This is a genomic window from Virgibacillus kimchii (assembly GCF_055379185.1).
Genome location: NZ_AP043951.1, coordinates 2,595,038 through 2,613,198, shown reverse-complemented (window position 1 = coordinate 2,613,198; position 18,161 = coordinate 2,595,038). Strand labels below are relative to the sequence as shown.

19 protein-coding genes are annotated in these 18,161 nt (G+C 41.9%); 10 read left to right on the top strand and 9 right to left on the bottom strand.

Annotated elements, in window-relative coordinates; genetic code table 11:
- Position 1 precedes the first annotated feature (1 nt).
- A complete protein-coding gene (locus tag ACZ42C_RS12565) occupies positions 2-2,353 on the bottom strand; it encodes an FdhF/YdeP family oxidoreductase (RefSeq protein ID WP_461180821.1) in 2,352 nt (783 codons plus the stop codon).
- 203 nt (positions 2,354-2,556) lie between these two features.
- Here ACZ42C_RS12565 and ACZ42C_RS12560 point away from each other — a divergent pair, with 203 nt between their 5' ends.
- On the top strand, positions 2,557-3,177 hold the full coding sequence (locus ACZ42C_RS12560) for a DUF421 domain-containing protein (RefSeq protein WP_461180822.1): 621 nt from the start codon (positions 2,557-2,559) through the stop codon (positions 3,175-3,177).
- 117 nt (positions 3,178-3,294) lie between these two features.
- On the opposite strand, the gene gdhA is transcribed toward ACZ42C_RS12560, so the two are convergent.
- Positions 3,295-4,674 carry an NADP-specific glutamate dehydrogenase gene (gdhA, locus tag ACZ42C_RS12555; RefSeq protein WP_461180823.1) on the bottom strand — a complete coding sequence of 460 codons (1,380 nt, stop codon included), beginning with the start codon at positions 4,672-4,674 and terminating at the stop codon, positions 3,295-3,297.
- A 264-nt stretch (positions 4,675-4,938) separates the two neighbouring features.
- Between gdhA and ACZ42C_RS12550 the strand changes: the two genes are divergently transcribed.
- The 4 genes from ACZ42C_RS12550 to ACZ42C_RS12535 are packed head-to-tail and all read left to right on the top strand — an operon-like array spanning position 4,939 to position 8,103.
- A complete protein-coding gene (locus ACZ42C_RS12550) occupies positions 4,939-5,844 on the top strand; it encodes a LysR family transcriptional regulator (RefSeq protein ID WP_461180824.1) in 906 nt (301 codons plus the stop codon).
- 25 nt (positions 5,845-5,869) lie between these two features.
- Positions 5,870-6,490 carry a hypothetical protein gene (locus ACZ42C_RS12545; protein WP_461180825.1) on the top strand — a complete coding sequence of 207 codons (621 nt, stop codon included), beginning with the start codon at positions 5,870-5,872 and terminating at the stop codon, positions 6,488-6,490.
- Between the two features lie 60 nt (positions 6,491-6,550).
- Entirely contained in the window at positions 6,551-7,594 is a 1,044-nt protein-coding gene (locus ACZ42C_RS12540) for a MerR family transcriptional regulator (protein ID WP_461180826.1), read from the top strand.
- Positions 7,591-8,103, top strand: coding sequence for a GNAT family N-acetyltransferase (locus ACZ42C_RS12535; protein ID WP_464891268.1), 513 nt, complete (start codon positions 7,591-7,593; stop codon positions 8,101-8,103). The genes ACZ42C_RS12540 and ACZ42C_RS12535 overlap by 4 nt, the downstream gene beginning before the upstream one ends.
- Positions 8,104-8,157: 54 nt before the next feature.
- On the opposite strand, the gene ACZ42C_RS12530 is transcribed toward ACZ42C_RS12535, so the two are convergent.
- On the bottom strand, positions 8,158-9,306 hold the full coding sequence (locus ACZ42C_RS12530; protein ID WP_461180828.1) for an N-acetylmuramoyl-L-alanine amidase: 1,149 nt from the start codon (positions 9,304-9,306) through the stop codon (positions 8,158-8,160).
- 289 nt (positions 9,307-9,595) lie between these two features.
- A complete protein-coding gene (locus ACZ42C_RS12525) occupies positions 9,596-10,135 on the bottom strand; it encodes a flavodoxin family protein (protein ID WP_461180829.1) in 540 nt (179 codons plus the stop codon).
- Positions 10,136-10,426: 291 nt separating this feature from the next.
- Between ACZ42C_RS12525 and ACZ42C_RS12520 the strand changes: the two genes are divergently transcribed.
- From ACZ42C_RS12520 to ACZ42C_RS12510, 3 genes are all read left to right on the top strand, one after another.
- Complete coding sequence (locus ACZ42C_RS12520) at positions 10,427-10,660, top strand: hypothetical protein (RefSeq protein ID WP_461180830.1); 234 nt, start codon at positions 10,427-10,429, stop codon at positions 10,658-10,660.
- A complete protein-coding gene (locus ACZ42C_RS12515; protein ID WP_461180831.1) occupies positions 10,647-11,210 on the top strand; it encodes a DUF6036 family nucleotidyltransferase in 564 nt (187 codons plus the stop codon). Before ACZ42C_RS12520 ends, ACZ42C_RS12515 begins: the two co-directional genes overlap by 14 nt.
- A gap of 629 nt (positions 11,211-11,839) precedes the next feature.
- Positions 11,840-12,217: a hypothetical protein gene (locus ACZ42C_RS12510; protein ID WP_461180832.1), complete on the top strand. Its 378-nt coding sequence runs from the start codon at positions 11,840-11,842 to the stop codon at positions 12,215-12,217.
- Between the two features lie 102 nt (positions 12,218-12,319).
- On the opposite strand, the gene ACZ42C_RS12505 is transcribed toward ACZ42C_RS12510, so the two are convergent.
- The 5 genes from ACZ42C_RS12505 to ACZ42C_RS12485 form a co-directional block, all read right to left on the bottom strand.
- Positions 12,320-13,573, bottom strand: coding sequence for an ABC transporter permease (locus ACZ42C_RS12505; RefSeq protein WP_461180833.1), 1,254 nt, complete (start codon positions 13,571-13,573; stop codon positions 12,320-12,322).
- On the bottom strand, positions 13,566-14,498 hold the full coding sequence (locus ACZ42C_RS12500; RefSeq protein WP_461180834.1) for an ABC transporter ATP-binding protein: 933 nt from the start codon (positions 14,496-14,498) through the stop codon (positions 13,566-13,568). Before ACZ42C_RS12500 ends, ACZ42C_RS12505 begins: the two co-directional genes overlap by 8 nt.
- Positions 14,499-14,586: 88 nt before the next feature.
- Positions 14,587-15,435 carry an ATP-binding cassette domain-containing protein gene (locus ACZ42C_RS12495; protein ID WP_461180835.1) on the bottom strand — a complete coding sequence of 283 codons (849 nt, stop codon included), beginning with the start codon at positions 15,433-15,435 and terminating at the stop codon, positions 14,587-14,589.
- A 2-nt stretch (positions 15,436-15,437) separates the two neighbouring features.
- Complete coding sequence (locus ACZ42C_RS12490; protein WP_461180836.1) at positions 15,438-15,833, bottom strand: GntR family transcriptional regulator; 396 nt, start codon at positions 15,831-15,833, stop codon at positions 15,438-15,440.
- Positions 15,834-15,853: 20 nt separating this feature from the next.
- On the bottom strand, positions 15,854-16,579 hold the full coding sequence (locus ACZ42C_RS12485; RefSeq protein WP_461180837.1) for a hypothetical protein: 726 nt from the start codon (positions 16,577-16,579) through the stop codon (positions 15,854-15,856).
- A gap of 433 nt (positions 16,580-17,012) precedes the next feature.
- Here ACZ42C_RS12485 and ACZ42C_RS12480 point away from each other — a divergent pair, with 433 nt between their 5' ends.
- Both ACZ42C_RS12480 and ACZ42C_RS12475 read left to right on the top strand, forming a co-directional pair.
- Positions 17,013-17,528 carry a DoxX family protein gene (locus ACZ42C_RS12480; RefSeq protein WP_461180838.1) on the top strand — a complete coding sequence of 172 codons (516 nt, stop codon included), beginning with the start codon at positions 17,013-17,015 and terminating at the stop codon, positions 17,526-17,528.
- A 419-nt stretch (positions 17,529-17,947) separates the two neighbouring features.
- Positions 17,948-18,142, top strand: coding sequence for a hypothetical protein (locus ACZ42C_RS12475; protein WP_461180839.1), 195 nt, complete (start codon positions 17,948-17,950; stop codon positions 18,140-18,142).
- Positions 18,143-18,161 lie beyond the last annotated feature (19 nt).

Below are 18,161 nucleotides of genomic sequence, written 5' to 3'. Positions count from 1 at the left end.
TTTAACTCATTTCCATCTCAAGCTCCTCTATGCGTTTTTCGGCATATTTAATATCCTTTTGTGCGTAATAGGTTTCTGCTTTTTCAACTACGACTGCTGCATTATATTCAGGAATACCGGCAAATGATTCATATACACCCTTTTCGATCAGTACATTTCCTTCCGGCCAGTGGACACCAATATTTCCTTCTTTTAAAAGCTCAAACTTAGCCGTACCTTTAAATAACCCGTGTTTATTGTAGGCTACAATCGCATCACCGGATTTAATATTAAGATTTTCCGCGTCGTCCGGATTGATCAGAATGTCATACCGTTCCGCATCATTAAACGGGTCCTTCTCTCCGTAAATCATGGAATTGAACTGTTTCCCCCGGCGGGTCGTCACGTAAAAATGTCCCTCCGGCTTCCGCAGTTCAGGAATTTCCACTGTAATTAAATTTCCTTTCCCGTCCGGTGTCGGACAAATCCCATCCTCACATAGCCAGGCGCCGCCCCATTGAAAAAGATCACCGCGGTTTTTCAAATGCTGAATTCCATCGTAATTCGGTGCCGTTACTGCAATTTCATCCCGGATCGCATGCGGATCATCGAAATGGATGAGATCAGCCTGCTCCGGTTTGACCCGCTTCGCCAAATCACAATAAATTTCCCATTCAGGGCGAGCTTCTTCCATCCTCGGACCTTTAATTTCCGGAGAGTAATATACCATCCGCTCGGTAGATGTGGAAGTGCCGCCGCCGGGCTGTTCATACCTCGTCATTGCAGGCAGGACGATAACCGCCTCCCTGGCGTCCACAAAGGTGGATGTATTAAATATAATATCCTGATGCACTCGAATATCCATGTTTTCCATGCATTGTTTTACAAAATCCGGATTCGGCATTGTCTCCAAAAAATTACCGCCGGACATGTAGTACAAGTTCAGTTTTCGTTCATGATCATCGGGCAACAGCGCATTTTCCAGTGACACCCCAACAATGTCACCCTGCCATTTCGGAATGTCAAAACCCCATGTCTTTTCCACACGTTTGCGGTTTTCCTCGTTCATCGGACCGCCCGGCAATACAAAAGGATCTGCTCCCATTTCACCGGAACCCTGCACGCCGGAATGTCCGCGAATTGGCATCAGCCCGCAATGTTCCCTGCCGAGAAATCCACGCAGAAGTGCGAGATTGGCCACCTGGGATATGTTGTCCGTTCCGAAGCGATGCTGGGTTAATCCCATCGACCAGACAAAGACGGTGGAAGATGATTTGGCGAGCAGTTCAGCCAGTTCCCGCATTTCTGCTTCAGTAATGCCCGATGATTTTTCAAGCTGTTCCCAATCATAAGCCATTGCCTTGACCCGCAGTTCTTCCAGTCCGTTGACGTGTTTCCGGACAAAATCATGATCAATGGCGGAACCGTATTCGGTTTCTTCCATTTCAAACCAATGTTTCATAATGCCGTGCATGAATGCAATGTCCCCACCGATATTCACCTGATAAAATTGATCGGCGATCTTTGTTCCAAACAGGGCAGACTCCGGTACAGACGGCACCCAATAGTTATCCATTGCCGGTTCATGGTATGGGTTAATAATAATGATTTTCGTTCCTTTTTTCTTTGCAGCATACATATACTTGGTGGAAACCGGCTGGTTGTTTGCTGCAACGGATCCCCAGAAAACAAGTACATCCGTCCCGATCCAATCCTTGTAATTACAGGTAGAAGCACCAACGCCAATGGAACGCGTCAATGCGGTTTTGGATGGGGAATGGCAAATGCGGGAGGCATTATCAATATTATTTGTGCCGAGAAATCTGGCTACTTTTCCAGCGGTATAATACACTTCATTTGTAATCCCGCGTGATGTCGTATAAAAAGCAAATTGTTTTGGATTAAGCGCTTTCATCTTATCCGCTACTTTTTCCAAAGCCTCATCCCAACTCACACGGCTGAATTTTCGCTCTCCCGGCTTCCGCATCAGTGGGTATGGAATTCTTCCCAGTTTCCTGAGTTCTGTACTGCTCATTTTTCTAAGGTCATCTATATCTGCATGCAAAATCTCTTCTTTCATGGCGGGCATTGTACTCAGGCGTAATACGTTTAACCTTGTTGTGCACACATGAGGTCCTTTTAGAGTCTGATCTTTCAAGCCGGAAACGCCAAGGGCACAGCCATCACATACCCCCTGTGTCAAAATCCGGGTGGCATAGGGCAGATTATCTTTATTTTCCCAAACAACCTTCATCGTATCGCGAATATGATGTGGCTTCACTTTTCCAAGTCCAAAGGGCACTTTGCTCACCCAAAGATCCGGTTTCGGCTTTTTGGATAATTTAATCGGCCCCGAGTGCTCTGTCTTCCCCAAATAAACCCCTCCCATTCTTTACTTGTTATTTATCAGTATACAATAATTCTTCAGTTTATTCACTCAAAGGGGCGGGGAAGCAGGTTCACTTTCCAGTATAATTATATGCGGAACTTGGGACCTCCCCCTATGGTCATGCATAATATTACCGTTTCCCCTTAAACTAAGAATAATATTATTTATGAAACGGGGTATGAAACTATATGGAATTTTCCTGGATATGGAAGTCTGTTCTTATCGTTTTAGGCGGAACTTTTTTGCTTCGTCTCGCAGGAAGGAAGTCCATCTCCCAGATGACTTTGGCGCAAACAGTTATTATGATCGGTATTGGTTCTTTATTAATCCAACCTCTGGCAGGAAGGAACATCTGGGTCACCTTGGCAGTAGGATTTATGCTGATTTTAACGTTAATCGTCATAGAATATGTACAAATAAGATTCAACATATTTGAGACATTGATTACCGGCAGCGCTAAAGTCATCATCGAGAATGGTAAACTGAATGAAAAGAATCTCAGGAAAATGCGACTGACCGTGGATCAATTGGAGACGAACCTGAGACAGCAGAATGTTTCAAAAATAAGTGATGTGCAGTGGTGTACGCTCGAACCGAACGGACAAATCGGATATACATTAAAACCGCAGGCACAGCCTGTAACAAAAGAGGATTTTCAACGGTTTACCGAGGAAATGAACCGGCGGCTCGATCAAATCACGCCCCCATCACGCTCAACATCTCTGCCGCAGCCGGATAACGAGAAAAACATCTTTACAGAAGTAAAACAAACCCAACATACAGCACCCCCACCAGAACATTTACAGTAAAGGGGTCTGACCCCTCAATTCACTATATTCAGTCAATTTGAAAGGCCTATAAACTTTATTACTTTGAAAAGTTTATAGGCCTTTATGGTATAGGTAAAGGGGAAATTTAGATTTGATTTAGATTACGCCTTGTTCGATCATGGCGTCAGCAACTTTCTGGAAGCCGGCAATATTTGCTCCGGCAATCAGGTTTCCTTCCTGGCCGTATTCTTGTGATGCTTCTAAACAGTTTTGAAAGATGGATTTCATGATTTCCTGCAGCTTGGCATCGACTTCTTCAAAACTCCAGGACATCCGCATGCTGTTTTGTGCCATTTCCAATGAGGAAACAGCCACGCCGCCGGCATTCACTGCCTTGGCAGGTCCAAATAATACGTCATTATTTAAAAAGATATCAATAGCATCTGCTGTGGAAGGCATATTGGCTCCTTCCGCCACAGCTTTCACACCATTTTCCACAAGCAGTTTTGCAGCCTGCTCGTCGATTTCATTCTGGGTCGCACATGGAAGTGCCACACCGCAAGGAACGGACCAAATTCCAGTACACCCTTCTACATAAGTAGCGCTCGGATGTTCCAATACATAGTTGCTTATCCGGTCCCCGTTTTCTTCTTTCAATTTTTTTACTGTTTCCAGGTTGATTCCACTATGATCATAGATATAACCATCTGAATCACTGCAGGCAATTACTTTGGCGCCCAACTGTTGCGCCTTTTCCATAGCATAGATGGACACATTTCCCGATCCGGATACAACTACCGTACTTCCGTTTAATGTCATCCCGTTCGCTTTTAACATTTCCTGTAAAAAGTAGACAGTGCCATAACCGGTTGCTTCTTTACGCCCTAAACTTCCGCCATAATGAAGGCCTTTTCCGGTCAGTATCCCGGCTTCAAACGCACCGCGGATTTTTTTATACTGTCCAAACATATAGCCAATTTCCTTGGCACCAACCCCGATATCCCCTGCAGGAATATCAATATCAGGGCCAATATGTTTTGCAAGCTCCGTCATAAAGCTCTGGCAAAACCGCATAATTTCATTGTCCGATTTACCTTTAGGATCAAAATCGGCTCCACCTTTCCCGCCGCCGATCGGCTGGCCGGTAAGGGAGTTTTTGAAAATCTGCTGCAGTCCCAGAAATTTTACAATACTTACATTTACGGATGGATGGAATCTCAATCCACCTTTATAAGGTCCAAGCGCACTGTTGTATTGCACACGAAAACCGCGGTTTACCTGCACCTTTCCCTGATCATCCACCCAAGGTACACGAAACGTAATGACACGTTCCGGTTCGACAAGCTGCTCCAATATACCTTTCTCCATATATACCGGTTTTTTGGAGAGAATCGGGGTGAGGGATTGGAAAACATCCTGCACGGATTGGTGGAATTCAGTTTCATTTGGGTTTCTTTCTATTACTGTCTCGTACACTTCATCCAGATACTTCTGTACTTTACTTTCTTTGCTCTTCAGTTTCATCTCTATTGTCATAATGTCACCTAAGACCTCCTGTTTTACTAAGGTTTACCATGAAATTAAAAAAATCTCTTTAAGCAGGAACAAAAATATGCATGCATTTACTGTATCTGGTTTTTACCGTTCCGACCTATTCATAAACCAGATGTGCATGCTGAAATCATATTCGATACAGAAAAACGTATTGGTCTAATTTTACATTAATTTATTCATCTAAACAATATCATTTTTAGATGTGAATCATGCCAGAATGAGATATAATAAAGTTAGGTGATAAAAATGGAATTACGGCAAATTCATTATTTTATAGAAGTGGCAAAAAGAGAACATATAACCGAAGCGGCAAATGCGCTGCATGTTGCACAATCTGCCATCAGCAGACAAATATTTAACCTGGAAGAGGAGCTGGGGGTGGATCTGTTTGTCAGGGAGGGACGCAATGTCCGGCTGACCCCGATAGGCCGTGTTTTTCTTGAGCATATGGAAAAAGCGGTCCATGTGATTGAAGATGCTGTTCAGGTAGTCGAGGAATATAATGATCCTGAACTGGGTACTGTTCATATTGGCTATCCGAGCAGTCTGGCAACCTATATTCTGCCAACGGCCATTTCGGCCTTTCATGATCGTTATCCGAATGTGAAGTTTCAGTTGAACCAGGGGGCTTATTACGATCTGAAGGAAGCGGTAATTAAAGGGGAGAGCAATATGGCCATTTTGGGTCCGCTCCCGCAAAAAGAAAAGAAACTGCAGACCTCCATTCTGTTCACAGAAGGCATCGTAGCTCTGGTTCCATTGAGTCACCCACTCTCAAGGGCCTCAGCCATAACATTAAACCAGCTTCGGGAAGATGATTTTATCTTGTTTCCGGAAGGGTATGTCCTGCGTGACCTCATTGTCAATGCCTGCAAGCAGCTGGGTTTTACACCGAATGTTACGTTTGAAGGCAAGGATATCGATGCGATAAAAGGCCTTGTTTCCGCCGGGCTCGGGATTTCCCTCGTGCCGGAAATTACGCTGATTGATCACGTGCCCCGGGCAACAAAAAAGATTCCGGTAATCGAGCCAACGGTATCCAGAACGGTCGGGGTAATCGTGCCAAAAGAGCGGGAGCTGCTGCCGACAGAGAAGTTATTTTATGAATTTCTAAAGGAATTCTTCCAGCGGCTGGAGCAATTTCAGCGGTAGGATTACAGAAAGAGGGATTTATGTCATGTTAGTAACTGCGGTGATTTTTGGATGGATAGGTGTTTTCATTTATTTAACAGTAATTTTCTCAGTAAAAAAATTGATGCAGAACTATGAATTTGGCTTCATGCATATATTATTTGTGTTTATGTACGCCTTGTGGCTGCCTGTTCCTATGGTAATGTATCAATTACTGGGATCGGACGTGCTGCTTGCAGGAAGTATGTTTGGGTATTTGTATCTTTTCATGCTGATTATATCAATGGCATTGCAAACCGGTCATATTAACTATCTTGTAAAACAGAATGAAGGCAAAGGAATATCGGATGAGCAGGGGGCCTATATGATGACTACACTAAGTCATCCGTTTGAATCTATAGCAGGTGTGTTTAAAAGTATTTGGGCGCTATTTCTGGCAATTGCTTTTTGGGAGAACGGTACCGTGTGGATGGCTGTTTTAATGAGTGCTTTTGGTTTGCTGGTTTTCTATTATCTGTTCATGGCGATCGATGCCAGCCTGGTAAAACGGATAAAGCTTTTTTTCAAGGTAAAACCAAATACATATTGTATTAATCTGGAGACACTATTATTCTTTTTTTCTTTGGTTTTGTATATGTCGGTTTTTTTATTAAACCAACCAGGTTAAAAAAGCCCTTTACCTTAACCTTACGTGAGGGTTTATCCTTATAAGCAAGGAGGGTTACATATGCATATTACAGAGGCAGCGAAAAAATTAAACACCACACCAAGAGCTATCCGCTTTTATGAAAGTAAGGGATTAATCTCACCGAAAAAGGATAAGGACAATGAATACAGATGTTTTACAAACAATGACCTGATGCGGTTAAGCACGATTCTCGCATTAAGGGAAGTGGGGATAGCTGTAGCCGATATACAAAAGATGTTGGCAGACCCAAAAATGAACATGCGCGACTATTTGAATATGCAGCGGGAAGTTTTATTTGAGAAGTGGCTGGAAATGAAGGATATGATCAGCACGATTGATGATATGCTGGTTCATATGGAAGAAACGGAAATGGAAAGCGGAAAAATTTATGAGCTTTCCCAGCATTTGAAAAATCTTAAGAAAATACGCAGGAACTGGCAGGACAAATGGAATTTTGACAGTCAGGCTGAAGATTATGATCAAAGCCTGAAAATGCATGGATACAGGTTTAATGTGCATCAGGATTATGATACAGCTTTAAAGGAAGTTGTTCGTCGGATGCAGCTGAGAAAAGGGGAGACCTGTTTGGATATCGGGACCGGAACAGGGAATCTGGGGTCAAAATTTTTAAAGCAGGGTATACATGTTATTGGTGTGGATCAATCGGAAAAGATGCTGGAAGTTTGCATGCAAAAACACCCGGAAATGGAAGTTCGAAAAGGGCATTTCCTTGCGCTTCCACTACTTGATCGACAGGTGGATGGGATTGTATCCAGCTACGCCCTGCACCATTTGGAGGATGAGGAGAAGATGCTCGCCCTGAAAGAAATGGATCGGGTACTAAAGCCGGGTGGTGAGATTTGCATTGCAGATTTAATGTTCATCGATAAAGATCATCGAAAGCGTGTGCTGGAATCTTTTCAACAGGCCGGCAATACGGAAGCTGTCTACGCAATTAACGATGAATATTATGCGGACCGGTCACAATTGGTCGATTGGTTCTCTGCAAATAATTATGAGGTCGATACGATCCAAATAAATCCGATTTTGAATGTTATTTACGCAAAGCAGAGAAGGAAATGAAAATGATAGGGACCGATGTCAAAAAAGTAAGCTTAAAATTCTATCATCCGGCTTATTTAAATCAACTAAAAAAATATTATCTCACCATGGAAAATCGGGAATTTACGGGAATGCCCCTGGAGTCAATCAGGATGTGCAGTAAAGATGGAACACGCTATCCGGTTATTATTGATTATGACGGGCAGGCAGCAGGTTATTTTGTACTTCATGATTGGGATGGGATCAAAGAATATACGGACGATGTGTCTGCACTGCTGTTAAGAACTTATTCGATAGATAGCAGGTATCAGGGAATGGGAATGGCAAAACAGTCACTGAAATTACTGCCTGGTTTTGTAAGAGAGCATTTTCCGCATATAACTGAAATTGTGCTGTCTGTGAACCGAAAGAATAAAGCTGCCCAGCATGTGTACAAAAAATGTGGTTTTATGGATAAGGGGAAAATCATAATTGGGAGGAAAGGGGAGCAGTTTGTTTATTATATGAATATTATAGGGGAACGGGGTTGATCCTTAATACGTGTTATTAAAAAAGCCGCCCTATCAAGGGCAGCTTTTTCACAATCAATTCAAATAATCCTTCAATCCATCTGCCACTGCCTCAGCAACCCTTCTTTGGTAATCTTCCGTCTGTATCACAGCAAGATCATTTGGATTCGACATAAATCCTAGCTCCAAAATAACCGATGGAGCAGGGTTGTGGCGTAGTACTCGATAATTACCCTGCATGACACCCCGGTTATAAAGGGGCAATTCAGATGATAGAGAAGGCTGTATTGCTCCTGCCAATTCCCTGTCTGCACTGGAGTGAAAATAAGTGCTGACCCCGTTGACAGCAATCACGGAGAAAGCATCATAATGCAGGCTGATAAATGCATGGGTGTTATAATCCTGACTGATGCGTACCCGTTCGTCCAAGGATACGTAATAATCACCCGATCTGGTTGATATAACAGTAGCCCCTTCGTTACGTAATTTTTCCGCGACGTGATCTGCTGTCTGTGCGGCAAGATCCTTTTCATTTATATCACCCGCGGTTGCGCCCGGATCTTTTCCGCCATGTCCGGGATCTATTACTATGTTATATCCGGAAAGGGATTGATTGGTCGTACTTACCCCTGCCGTTTGACTTTCTGTTTCTTCTGCCTCTGTTGTATCTTCAGCTGCGACTTCTTCCTCATTGTTCTCTATTGCCGCTTCCTTTGTTGCATCTGAGTCGGTCAACCACCCTGCAATCCAACCACTTGATCCATCTTCCAGCGTTACTTTGTGCCAATCACCTGCTGATTCAATCAAGCTGTATGTATCTCCTGTTGAAGTAAATCCAATAATAGAATGATTGGTTCCGGGTCCTGAGCGAATATGAACACCTGCTGCTGTTACGGTAATGGAATTCTCTTCATCTAAAGTGTTGGCATCAATCTCTTCTCCACTATCTGTTACCGGTGTGACGTAGTATGATGCAATCCAGGCTTCCTCACCGCCATAATAGGTTTTTCCCCAACCGTATCTTTCTTCAAAGATCTGCACGCGGTTTCCCTTTTCCAGTTGGCCGATGACATCCGCCTGTTTCGAGGGTTCTGCTCTCACATTTAATTTTATGTCCCCAACCTCGTAAACACTTCCGCTTTCTGCTGTGCTGGTAACCGGTTGATGGAAGGCCAGAAATAATAGCAGCAACACACCAAACGCTGTGGCTAATCGATACGTCATGTTTCATTTCCTCCTCGCTGTATAAAATCTCTCAAAATGGATGCAGGTTAAATTTATGTAACCTAGTTTAATAGAAATTAAACCTGGTACAAGGAAAATGAATCATAAGTACTAAATTGGATGGGGGAGCAATTAGTTATGTTGAATTTTAAAAATTGGCGGGTCGTTTCGAACTGAATACCAAAATTGATTCGAACAAGTGGATGACGCTTGCAGGGGGCTCACATCGTAACATGGCCTGAGAATGTAAAAAACTGTCCGGACAGTACGTCCAGACAGCTTTCAAATGTTATTGCAACTCTTTTATTAAACCGGCTGCTGCTTCGAGTGCAGCTGTATCATTTCGTATATCACCCGGTTTTCTTGCTTCTCCGATTACATAATCCTCAAAGCTCATTCCGTAAAACTGGCAAATATAATTAAACTGCTGAACGAGTGGAAGCCCTTTAATCTTCGGGTGATCGCCTCCCACAGCGATAAGAAATGCTTTCTTTTTGCCTAATTCTTCTCTGAAATGGCTGTAATTCGTATCTCTCATAATTTGGGACCAGCGGTCAATGTATGTTTTTAGCGGTCCGGACATGCTGTACCAGTATATCGGTGTGGAAAATACAAGCACATCATGTTCCAGCATGCGATCGATGAGCTGCTCATGATCGTCATTTACCTCTGGGAAACCTACCTCCGAATGACGTTCATCCACAATTGGTTTTATGTTGTAATCGCGTAAATAAATGTGGGTTCCCTCTTCTTTGGGAATGGCCTGATATGTTAAGTATTCCGTATTACCGTTTAATCTGGTGGAACCATGGATCACTGCAATCTTCAATGAAACATTCCTCCTCAAGTTTTGTTATCAGTTTAACATGAATTATCTCAATATTACAGCGTATGTTTTTTAAACCGGATTTAGAAACGGTTAACAGGGATAAGTAATTACAGCGGGTCGGCAGTAAGGTCTATTTGTACAATGTTAGGGCAGCTCGGCTGTTTATAGAAATTTCTGTTATAATTAATATAGCGTGTTGTATAAGTATTACTTCATAGGGCGAATATTTTAATGACGAATAAAGTTGGATTCAGGGCATTTTTATATAATCATATGAGGGTGGGGCTGCAGATGAAAAAGATGGATATGAAAGACTTGGATGCCTATATTTCAAAAAACAAGAATAACGTGGAACTAACAATACTTAGGGAAAAGTGCAATGGAACAGGACATCGCACAAGGCCGCGGGATCCTGACGAAATAAAAATTCTTGATTATTTATGCCAAAAAAACTGGGAAGAAGCTGAAGCCTCCGGGAAAATAAAGTATTTGAGTGAGCGGGTGTGGTATTATGAGTTCGATTGATGAGGCAAAGCAGAAACTGAATGAGTTAAAGCAAAAAAGCAAATTTAAAAAAATGGTAGGGGTTGCTGCGGTATTGACAGAACTTCTGCAAACGCACCATATTAAACCAGTTATTGACGGGGGACTTGCTGTTGAGATTTATACTCGGGGTGACTATACTACCGTTGATATCGACGTCATCATTAGTGACCGGCATTTAGCAGCTGATCTGCTCCGGCAGTTGGATTTTATCAAAGCAGGACGGCATTTGTACCATGAAACATTAATGGTCAGCATAGAAATTCCAAGTAATGTATTGGAAGATCCAGATGAAAATCGCATTATTCAACTGGAACTGGAGGATAAACAAAAGGTCTATGTCATTGGTATTGAGGATATTATTTTAGATCGGTTGAGGGCATGTGTGCACTGGCGGTCAACTTCAGACTGTGAATGGGGGAGACGAATGTTGCTTCTGCATAGGGAGCGATTGGACATGGCATATGTAAAAAAGTCTGCTGCCCGTGATTCAACAGCAGAAAAATTACAGGATTGGGTGCAAACAGAGTGATTGTTTTGAAGCATCGTGACCAATAAAGCAGCAAGCAGCGAGATAAAAAAGCTGTACTCTCTTATTGAAATACAGCTGTTTTCATGCCGCTTTAGTTTACACAAACTTAACTTCCAGTTAGCATTCACTTCATAGTCATTATGTATGATATAAATAGAAACAAACATCTTCCCCGGAGGTGCTTGAAATGAGATTCCTCGCAAAAGTAAGTATTTGTACCGTTGCTGTACTGTTGTATTACTTTTAAGGATGAATGGTTGTCTGTTATTATACAATCCGCGGAAACTTGCATGATTTCATATAAACCCCAATTGGCTCCATCGCCAACATTTGGAGCCCCCATTTTTGCAGTCCCGCCCCACTAATGGTGGAGCGGGGCTGTTTTTTATATAAAATGATGATATGTGCTTCAAATTGGAATGAAGTTTACGAGCTGAAATTATAGATCTGTATTAATTTATCTTTAGGTCGGTGGATTTGGTAAAGATACATTTAAATTTGCAGCTTCACTAAATCTATTGCATGCGTTTTCAAGTATTATTGCTTTCATATTCTGTCATAAAATATAATAGCAATACAGAATTCCCGCTAGTTGTTAAATTTTTGGCCAATGGGGAAAGGAGAAGAAAATGGGAAAGGGCATCATTTATATTTTGTGTTTCATTGGATTATTGACAGGTTGCACTAGTACAAACAATTTTGAAATACATGGTGTTATTAATATTCAAGGTGCTGACGAACCATTGGTAGTAAAAATAAGTGCGGCGGAACCTCCACAACACATGGATTTTCAAGGTGGGGAGCAATTGTATCTATATGAGGGTGATAGCTTAGAGGTTGTGTTGGAAAGAGACATTGAGTATGCGTTCACGGTTTATAGTACAAATCAATATCTTAACACGGAAATCAAAATTGGTGATCAATTATATCATTATACAGATGAGGAAATCACCGTAAAAAAGAGTGCTTTTAATGAGGAAAATAAAGAATTGGTAATTGAACTGTAATGCAAACTTTGTAGCTATAAAATAAATTGGTTTGACCTCCAAAAAAATACGATTGCCGCTGGGGAGGGCGGCAATCGCACTGTCAAGATGAGTATTTCATTTTCAAGTCCGGATCCACTTCCAAATTTCACCAGGTGTAGCATTCTTCCCGTACAGTAAAATCCCGACTTTAAATATTTTTCCGGCCAGCTTCATAAAGAGCCAGACACTTGCGATTAAAATGATCAGCGCAATTATAATTTGCCCCCATGGCCATTCTTCAAGCAGGGACAAGCGCATGATCAACACCCCCGGTGAGGTAAACGGAATATAGGTGCCGATTTGTGCCATCAGGCCGCTTGGGTCACTAAATACCGGTCCGATAAAGATAAACGGCAAGAATGGCAGCATCATCACCATTCCCTGGAAGTTCCCGGCGGTGGAAACATCCGTCATTGTTGCGCCGACACCGACAAATACGGCGGCGAATAGTAAATAGCCCAATATCGAAATTATCAGTAATAACGCAAGTTCAGGCACAAGTACATAGTCCATAAACGGAAAATCAATTTGCCATATGAGTAAAGGCAGGATAATGGCAACGGAAATGACTGTCTGTATAATTCCCAGTACAAAATAACCGATTATTTTTCCCTGCATTAATTCACCCGGCGTAACGGAAGAAAGGATAATTTCTGCGATTTTATCCTTTTTCTCCAAGGATGCACTTTGGAATATAGCCATGCCGGTAAATACAATGGACAAATATATAAATGCTGCAAAAATCCCCGGGATCGCCTGTTCGGCAGTTTCTTCCGTAAATAGTCCGGATTCAGTCGTAACGGCACCGTCGCTGTCGTTACCTGCTTCACCCGCCGACGTTTCCTCGAATACAACCCCGCGGAAAGCAAGGGCAAGCTCCTCTTCCGATAATCCAAGTTGAGCCATTTGCACAGTCTGAATCGGCGTCTCAAGCAATTGAACCTGATTTGTAAAAAATGGATCAATATCGTCACTTGTATAAACGGGCACCATGCCTTCATCCAAAGCCCGTTCATCCACAAATACATAGGCTGTATCTTCACTGTCATCCAGTGCTTCTTCCATATCTGCTTCCGCGAGATCCGTCTCCTCCAGGTTCCAATCCAATCCGCTTTGTTCCACTGTCTCCTCAATTGCCGGGAAGATTTGCAGCTGGTCGTTAACAAAAACATCTACAGGTTGACTCTCTGCTTCATCATCACTGCCCCCGAACAAACTTCCTAAAGCATAAAAACCGATAATCAATAAAGGAGTTAGAAATAGTCCGATTAAATAAGTTTTATTTTTCATATTCCGTTTGATTTCCCATTTGGCCACTTTTTTTGTGTTATGCATGCACTTCACCCGCTTCCTTTAACAGATTTTTATCTGTTGCAATGTCAATGAAAATTTCATGCAGGGTAATTCGGTCCAGCGTTAATTCCTGAATCTTTACCTGGGCCGGGAGATTTTTTAACCATGTGCTTGGTTCCACATCATTAGACAAATAAAGCACAAATTTTTCTTCCTTTTGTTCCACACGTTCCACCTGTGGGATTGCTTCCAGCAGCTGATGTTCATTTTTACCACGGATGGTACATTTAAAGTTGGCATATTGGGTTTTTACTTCATCCATCGTTCCATAAATAACTTTCTGTCCCTGATGGATCATAAATAACCGGTCCGCCAGTTCTTCCACGAGATTCATTTGGTGGGAAGACAATAATATGGCAGTGCCGTCTTCAGCCAGCTTGCGGATTTCTTCCTTAAACAACTCCTGGCTGACAGGGTCCAGTCCTGAGAAGGGTTCATCCAAAATAAGCAGTTCCGGCTCATGAATGATGGATGAAATAAATTGTACCTTTTGACCCATCCCCTTGGACAACTCATCCATGGAAACTTTGTCCTTGCCTTCCAGATCGAATTTCTTCAGATAAGCAAGTGCACGCTGCTTTGCTTTATCAAGGGGGTAATCCTTTAACTCGGCCAGGTACAGCAAAATATCCATGACTTTCACATTTTTATACAATCCGCGTTCTTCCGGCAAATACCCGATTTTATGACGCGGAATGTCATTTCCTTTTTTTCCTTCGAACCGGACCCTTCCCTCATCCGGATACATAATTCCCATAATATTACGGATAGTGGTTGACTTCCCGGCACCATTCGGTCCGAGAATAGCCATAATTTCCCCTCTTCGTACATCAAAGGAGATATCGGAAATCACTTGTTTATCCTTGAATGATTTCCCGAGGTTTTCTACAGATAACATCGTTTTCATCTGTGTTTTCGTCCCTTCCATTTTTAATTGGCAATAAAGTTTCCAGGTTACAAAAGTATAAGATAAGTCTACTTGAAGAAGCCGCTTGTCATGACAATATAATGGTAATAATTTCATCGAGATCCAGTTTTGCAGCATCTGTAACGGTGCAGTTATGATTTCTAAAAAACATTTCAGCCGCCTCCGGATCACGAGAAATAATTATGTTGTTTTCCCGTGAGATTTCACCGGGAACAGCAGCAGTTGGGAGCACATCTTTTATCCAGTAGCGGAAATAGCTTTCCTGTAATGCTTCTTTTTCAAAAGTACCAATCAATTCTCCGCTCTTTAATACGGCTAAATAGTCAGCAAGTTTCATTAAATCCTCAGATTGATGACTGGACATGACAATGGCACGCTCTCCCTGTTCCATCCAATTTGCCAGTGCCTCCATCACTACTTTTTTGGAAGGGATGTCAATGAATGCTGTCGGTTCATCGAGTAATAACAGTGGTGTATTCCGTGGCAGGGTTAATGCTAAGTTGAGCTTTTGCTGTACACCCTGAGAGAGTTTTCCAACCTGTTTGTTTAATGGGATGTTTAATGCTTCTGTCATTTCCTGAAATAAGTGATCGTCCCATCCCGGGTATAACGGGGCAATAAAATTTCTCAGCGTTTTCCCGGTAAAAGCATTCCAGCCAACCACTGTTTGCGGCTGGTAGGATATATTGCTTTTCCAGCTTTCATCCTTACCGCCTGCGGAGGTATCACATATATGGATGCTGCCATGATCCGGTTTGGCTAAATGCATCATCAATTTCAATATCGTACTTTTCCCGGAACCATTGTTTCCGACCAGGGCGGTAATGGTGCCCGGCTCGATTGTTAAATCAATGGGTCCTAAATGAAAATCATCTATTGTTTTTTTAACATCGTTCATGCTGGCTGACAGCTTCATAATTACTTTCCCTCCCTTTGATGATTTTCGATGACTTCCTGAAATATATTTTTAATTTGAGTATAGGTATAGTCATAACTTCTTGCTGTTTCCACCGCTTTTTCCATCGACTGATAAACGGAGGAAACTTTCACTTCTTGTTTCAAGGAATGATCAATTTCGGCAACAAAAGTTCCTTTACCTTGAGTTGTGCGAATAAATCCTTGATTTTCCAAATCCTGATAAGCGCGTCTGATTGTAATCACACTCGTTTCCAAATCTTTTGCAAGCGCCCTGATCGAAGGTAAAGAGGTATTTGCAGGCAAATGGCCTCCGGCAATCAATGCTTTCAATTGATTTTCAATCTGGTGGTAAATAGGTTCCCGGGAATCTTTGGACAGCCGTATAGGCAACCTCATGGCAGACACTCCTTTCCACATTACAGGTAATCAGTCTTACTCAATGATTTTTTCATATAGAACTTCCAGTGATAATAACCGGCGATTGCCAGTATAATGGAGAATACCGCTGTTGGAAGTGACCATTTTTGTGCAAGGAGGATGGACCAGTAAACGATCCCGTTGCCAAATAATAAGTGAAAAAAGGTTAAAAGCAAAAGAATTGCAACAAGAATGATCAACGCGGATAACCCCGTTAAAAAATCACTGTTTCCAGGTGCCTTCCCGCCGGCTTCACTGTACGGGATTACATATCCGGCGTAAATACCAAACGCAATCCATATGACAGCAAAAGCGATAAAAGCACCTGCAGAAAATAAATCCTGTAAAGGAGTAAGGGTGTACAAAGCCATTAATGTTAATAATTGAAAAGGAAATGTATAAAAAAAGTGTATAATGAATCTGCTTTTGACGAGCACATCCTTCGAGATCGGCAGTTGATTTTGCATAACCAATACGGGGGATGCCAGCATATTTCCAATGGTCTGGATTTGAAAAACCTTTGGCTTCATCCAAACAGGAGCAAAGGTGAAAATTAAAATAAATATGAAATCGAATCCCGCGAAGCCATTATCTATATAGGAATCAACAGACTTCACAAGCGTAAAAATTAAAAACAAGATGAAAGCAAGTGCAAATAAAAAATGCAGAATAGACGCTTTTAATTCAAGCTTTGCTATGGAAAAAGCTTGTTTCCAGTCGTTCATAAAGCATATCCCCTTATCACTGTTATTGTGTGTATATCTATATATACAGTATAACTTAGTTTTGAAAAAGTCAATAGGTGGTGTAAAATTTTTCGTATAACCGCATAAATCAAGGGCGGGTGTCGGCGGGAAGTAATAAGGTGGCACATTATATATGAGAAGCCGCTCAATTACCGGATACATCGAATCCAGGGATGGATCATGACACATTCCCGCTCGAGGATGAGCTTGGTAAATGCAGTCAAAATGTACTAATTAAACTTCACATTGTTCACCCATTCACAATTTAGACAAAAAGCTTTGAATGAAATGTGAAAACATACACAAAGTGTATACAGTGATATTAGTCACGTGCTATTATATAAATGTACCAAGAACATATCACATATAAATTTGTGAAACAATGAGCATAAAAATAAAGGAGTTGGATATCATGATGAATTTTCTTCGGAATAGTTCCATTGCTGCAGGCATATTGGTGTTTTTGAGAGTGTATATCGGCTATCAGTGGATGGTCGCCGGTTATGGAAAAATTGCAGGCGGACAATTTGATGCTTCCGGTTACTTACAGGGAGCTGTTGCAGCCGCAGGAGGAGAAAATCCGACCGTACAGGCATGGTGGGGAACTTTTCTGGAAACAGTAGCACTTCCAAATGCAGAATTATTTACATTTGTCGTTATGTGGGGAGAATTATTGGTAGGTATTGCACTTATTCTAGGTATTTTTACTAATTTCTCTGCACTCATGGGAATTACAATGAACTTTGCATTCTTGTTCAGCGGTACAGTAAGTACGAACGCACAAATGGTTCTTATCACTGTATTTATCATTGCGGCAGGAGCCAATGCCGGGAAATACGGTTTGGACAGATGGGTCATTCCGTTTCTGAAAGATCGTGTACCAATGATTAAAAATAGAAAACAGGAAAAAGAAGTAGTTGCTGCATAATCCATTGAAAAAATAACAGCATGCTGAAATTACATTTCGCGTGCTGTTATTTTTTTGTCATCCGCGGAAGTTGGTCTGAATACCGGCCATAGAAAGAGGCTATGGTATGTCATTGAGAGTTGAAGAGGAAAAGACGTCTTGTAGAAAGGGGCTATGGTATGTCATTGTCGGAAGAAGAGAAAAAGACGTTATATAGAAGAGGCCAATGGTATGTCATTGTCGGAAGAGGAGAAAAAGATGTCATATAGAAACGGTCAATGGTATGTCATTGTCGGAAGAGGAGAAAAAGACGTCATATAGAAGAGGCCAATGGTATGTCATTGTCGGAAGAGGAGAAAAAGACGTCATATAGAAAGGGCCAATGGTATGTCATTGGCAGAAGGAGAGAAAAAGACGTCATATAGAAAGGGGCCAATGGTATGTCATTGGCAGAAGGAGAGAAAAAGAAGTCTTATAGAAAGGTTCAATGGTACGTCATTGGCAGAAGGAGAGAAAAAAGACGTCATATAGAAAGGGCCAATGGTATGTCATTGGCAGAAGGGGAGAAAAAGACGTCATATAGAAGAGGTCAATGGTATGTCATTGGCAGAAGGAGAGAAAAAGACGTCTTATAGAAAGGATCTATGGTATGTC

Excerpts from the sequence above, each read along its gene's own strand:
- ACZ42C_RS12530 (WP_461180828.1), bottom strand. The coding sequence starts at position 9,306 with ATGACGTATCGATTAGCCACAGCGTTTGGTGTGTTGCTGCTATTATTT.
- ACZ42C_RS12510 (WP_461180832.1), top strand. The coding sequence starts at position 11,840 with ATGGGAAAGGGCATCATTTATATTTTGTGTTTCATTGGATTATTGACA.
- ACZ42C_RS12495 (WP_461180835.1), bottom strand. The coding sequence starts at position 15,435 with ATGAAGCTGTCAGCCAGCATGAACGATGTTAAAAAAACAATAGATGAT.
- gdhA (WP_461180823.1), bottom strand. The coding sequence starts at position 4,674 with ATGACAATAGAGATGAAACTGAAGAGCAAAGAAAGTAAAGTACAGAAG.
- ACZ42C_RS12545 (WP_461180825.1), top strand. The coding sequence starts at position 5,870 with ATGTTAGTAACTGCGGTGATTTTTGGATGGATAGGTGTTTTCATTTAT.
- ACZ42C_RS12535 (WP_464891268.1), top strand. The coding sequence starts at position 7,591 with ATGAAAATGATAGGGACCGATGTCAAAAAAGTAAGCTTAAAATTCTAT.
- ACZ42C_RS12505 (WP_461180833.1), bottom strand. The coding sequence starts at position 13,573 with ATGCATAACACAAAAAAAGTGGCCAAATGGGAAATCAAACGGAATATG.
- ACZ42C_RS12520 (WP_461180830.1), top strand. The coding sequence starts at position 10,427 with ATGAAAAAGATGGATATGAAAGACTTGGATGCCTATATTTCAAAAAAC.
- ACZ42C_RS12490 (WP_461180836.1), bottom strand. The coding sequence starts at position 15,833 with ATGAGGTTGCCTATACGGCTGTCCAAAGATTCCCGGGAACCTATTTAC.
- ACZ42C_RS12540 (WP_461180826.1), top strand. The coding sequence starts at position 6,551 with ATGCATATTACAGAGGCAGCGAAAAAATTAAACACCACACCAAGAGCT.
- ACZ42C_RS12500 (WP_461180834.1), bottom strand. The coding sequence starts at position 14,498 with ATGAAAACGATGTTATCTGTAGAAAACCTCGGGAAATCATTCAAGGAT.
- ACZ42C_RS12550 (WP_461180824.1), top strand. The coding sequence starts at position 4,939 with ATGGAATTACGGCAAATTCATTATTTTATAGAAGTGGCAAAAAGAGAA.
- ACZ42C_RS12560 (WP_461180822.1), top strand. The coding sequence starts at position 2,557 with ATGGAATTTTCCTGGATATGGAAGTCTGTTCTTATCGTTTTAGGCGGA.
- ACZ42C_RS12485 (WP_461180837.1), bottom strand. The coding sequence starts at position 16,579 with ATGAACGACTGGAAACAAGCTTTTTCCATAGCAAAGCTTGAATTAAAA.
- ACZ42C_RS12480 (WP_461180838.1), top strand. The coding sequence starts at position 17,013 with ATGATGAATTTTCTTCGGAATAGTTCCATTGCTGCAGGCATATTGGTG.
- ACZ42C_RS12515 (WP_461180831.1), top strand. The coding sequence starts at position 10,647 with ATGAGTTCGATTGATGAGGCAAAGCAGAAACTGAATGAGTTAAAGCAA.
- ACZ42C_RS12475 (WP_461180839.1), top strand. The coding sequence starts at position 17,948 with ATGTCATTGGCAGAAGGAGAGAAAAAGAAGTCTTATAGAAAGGTTCAA.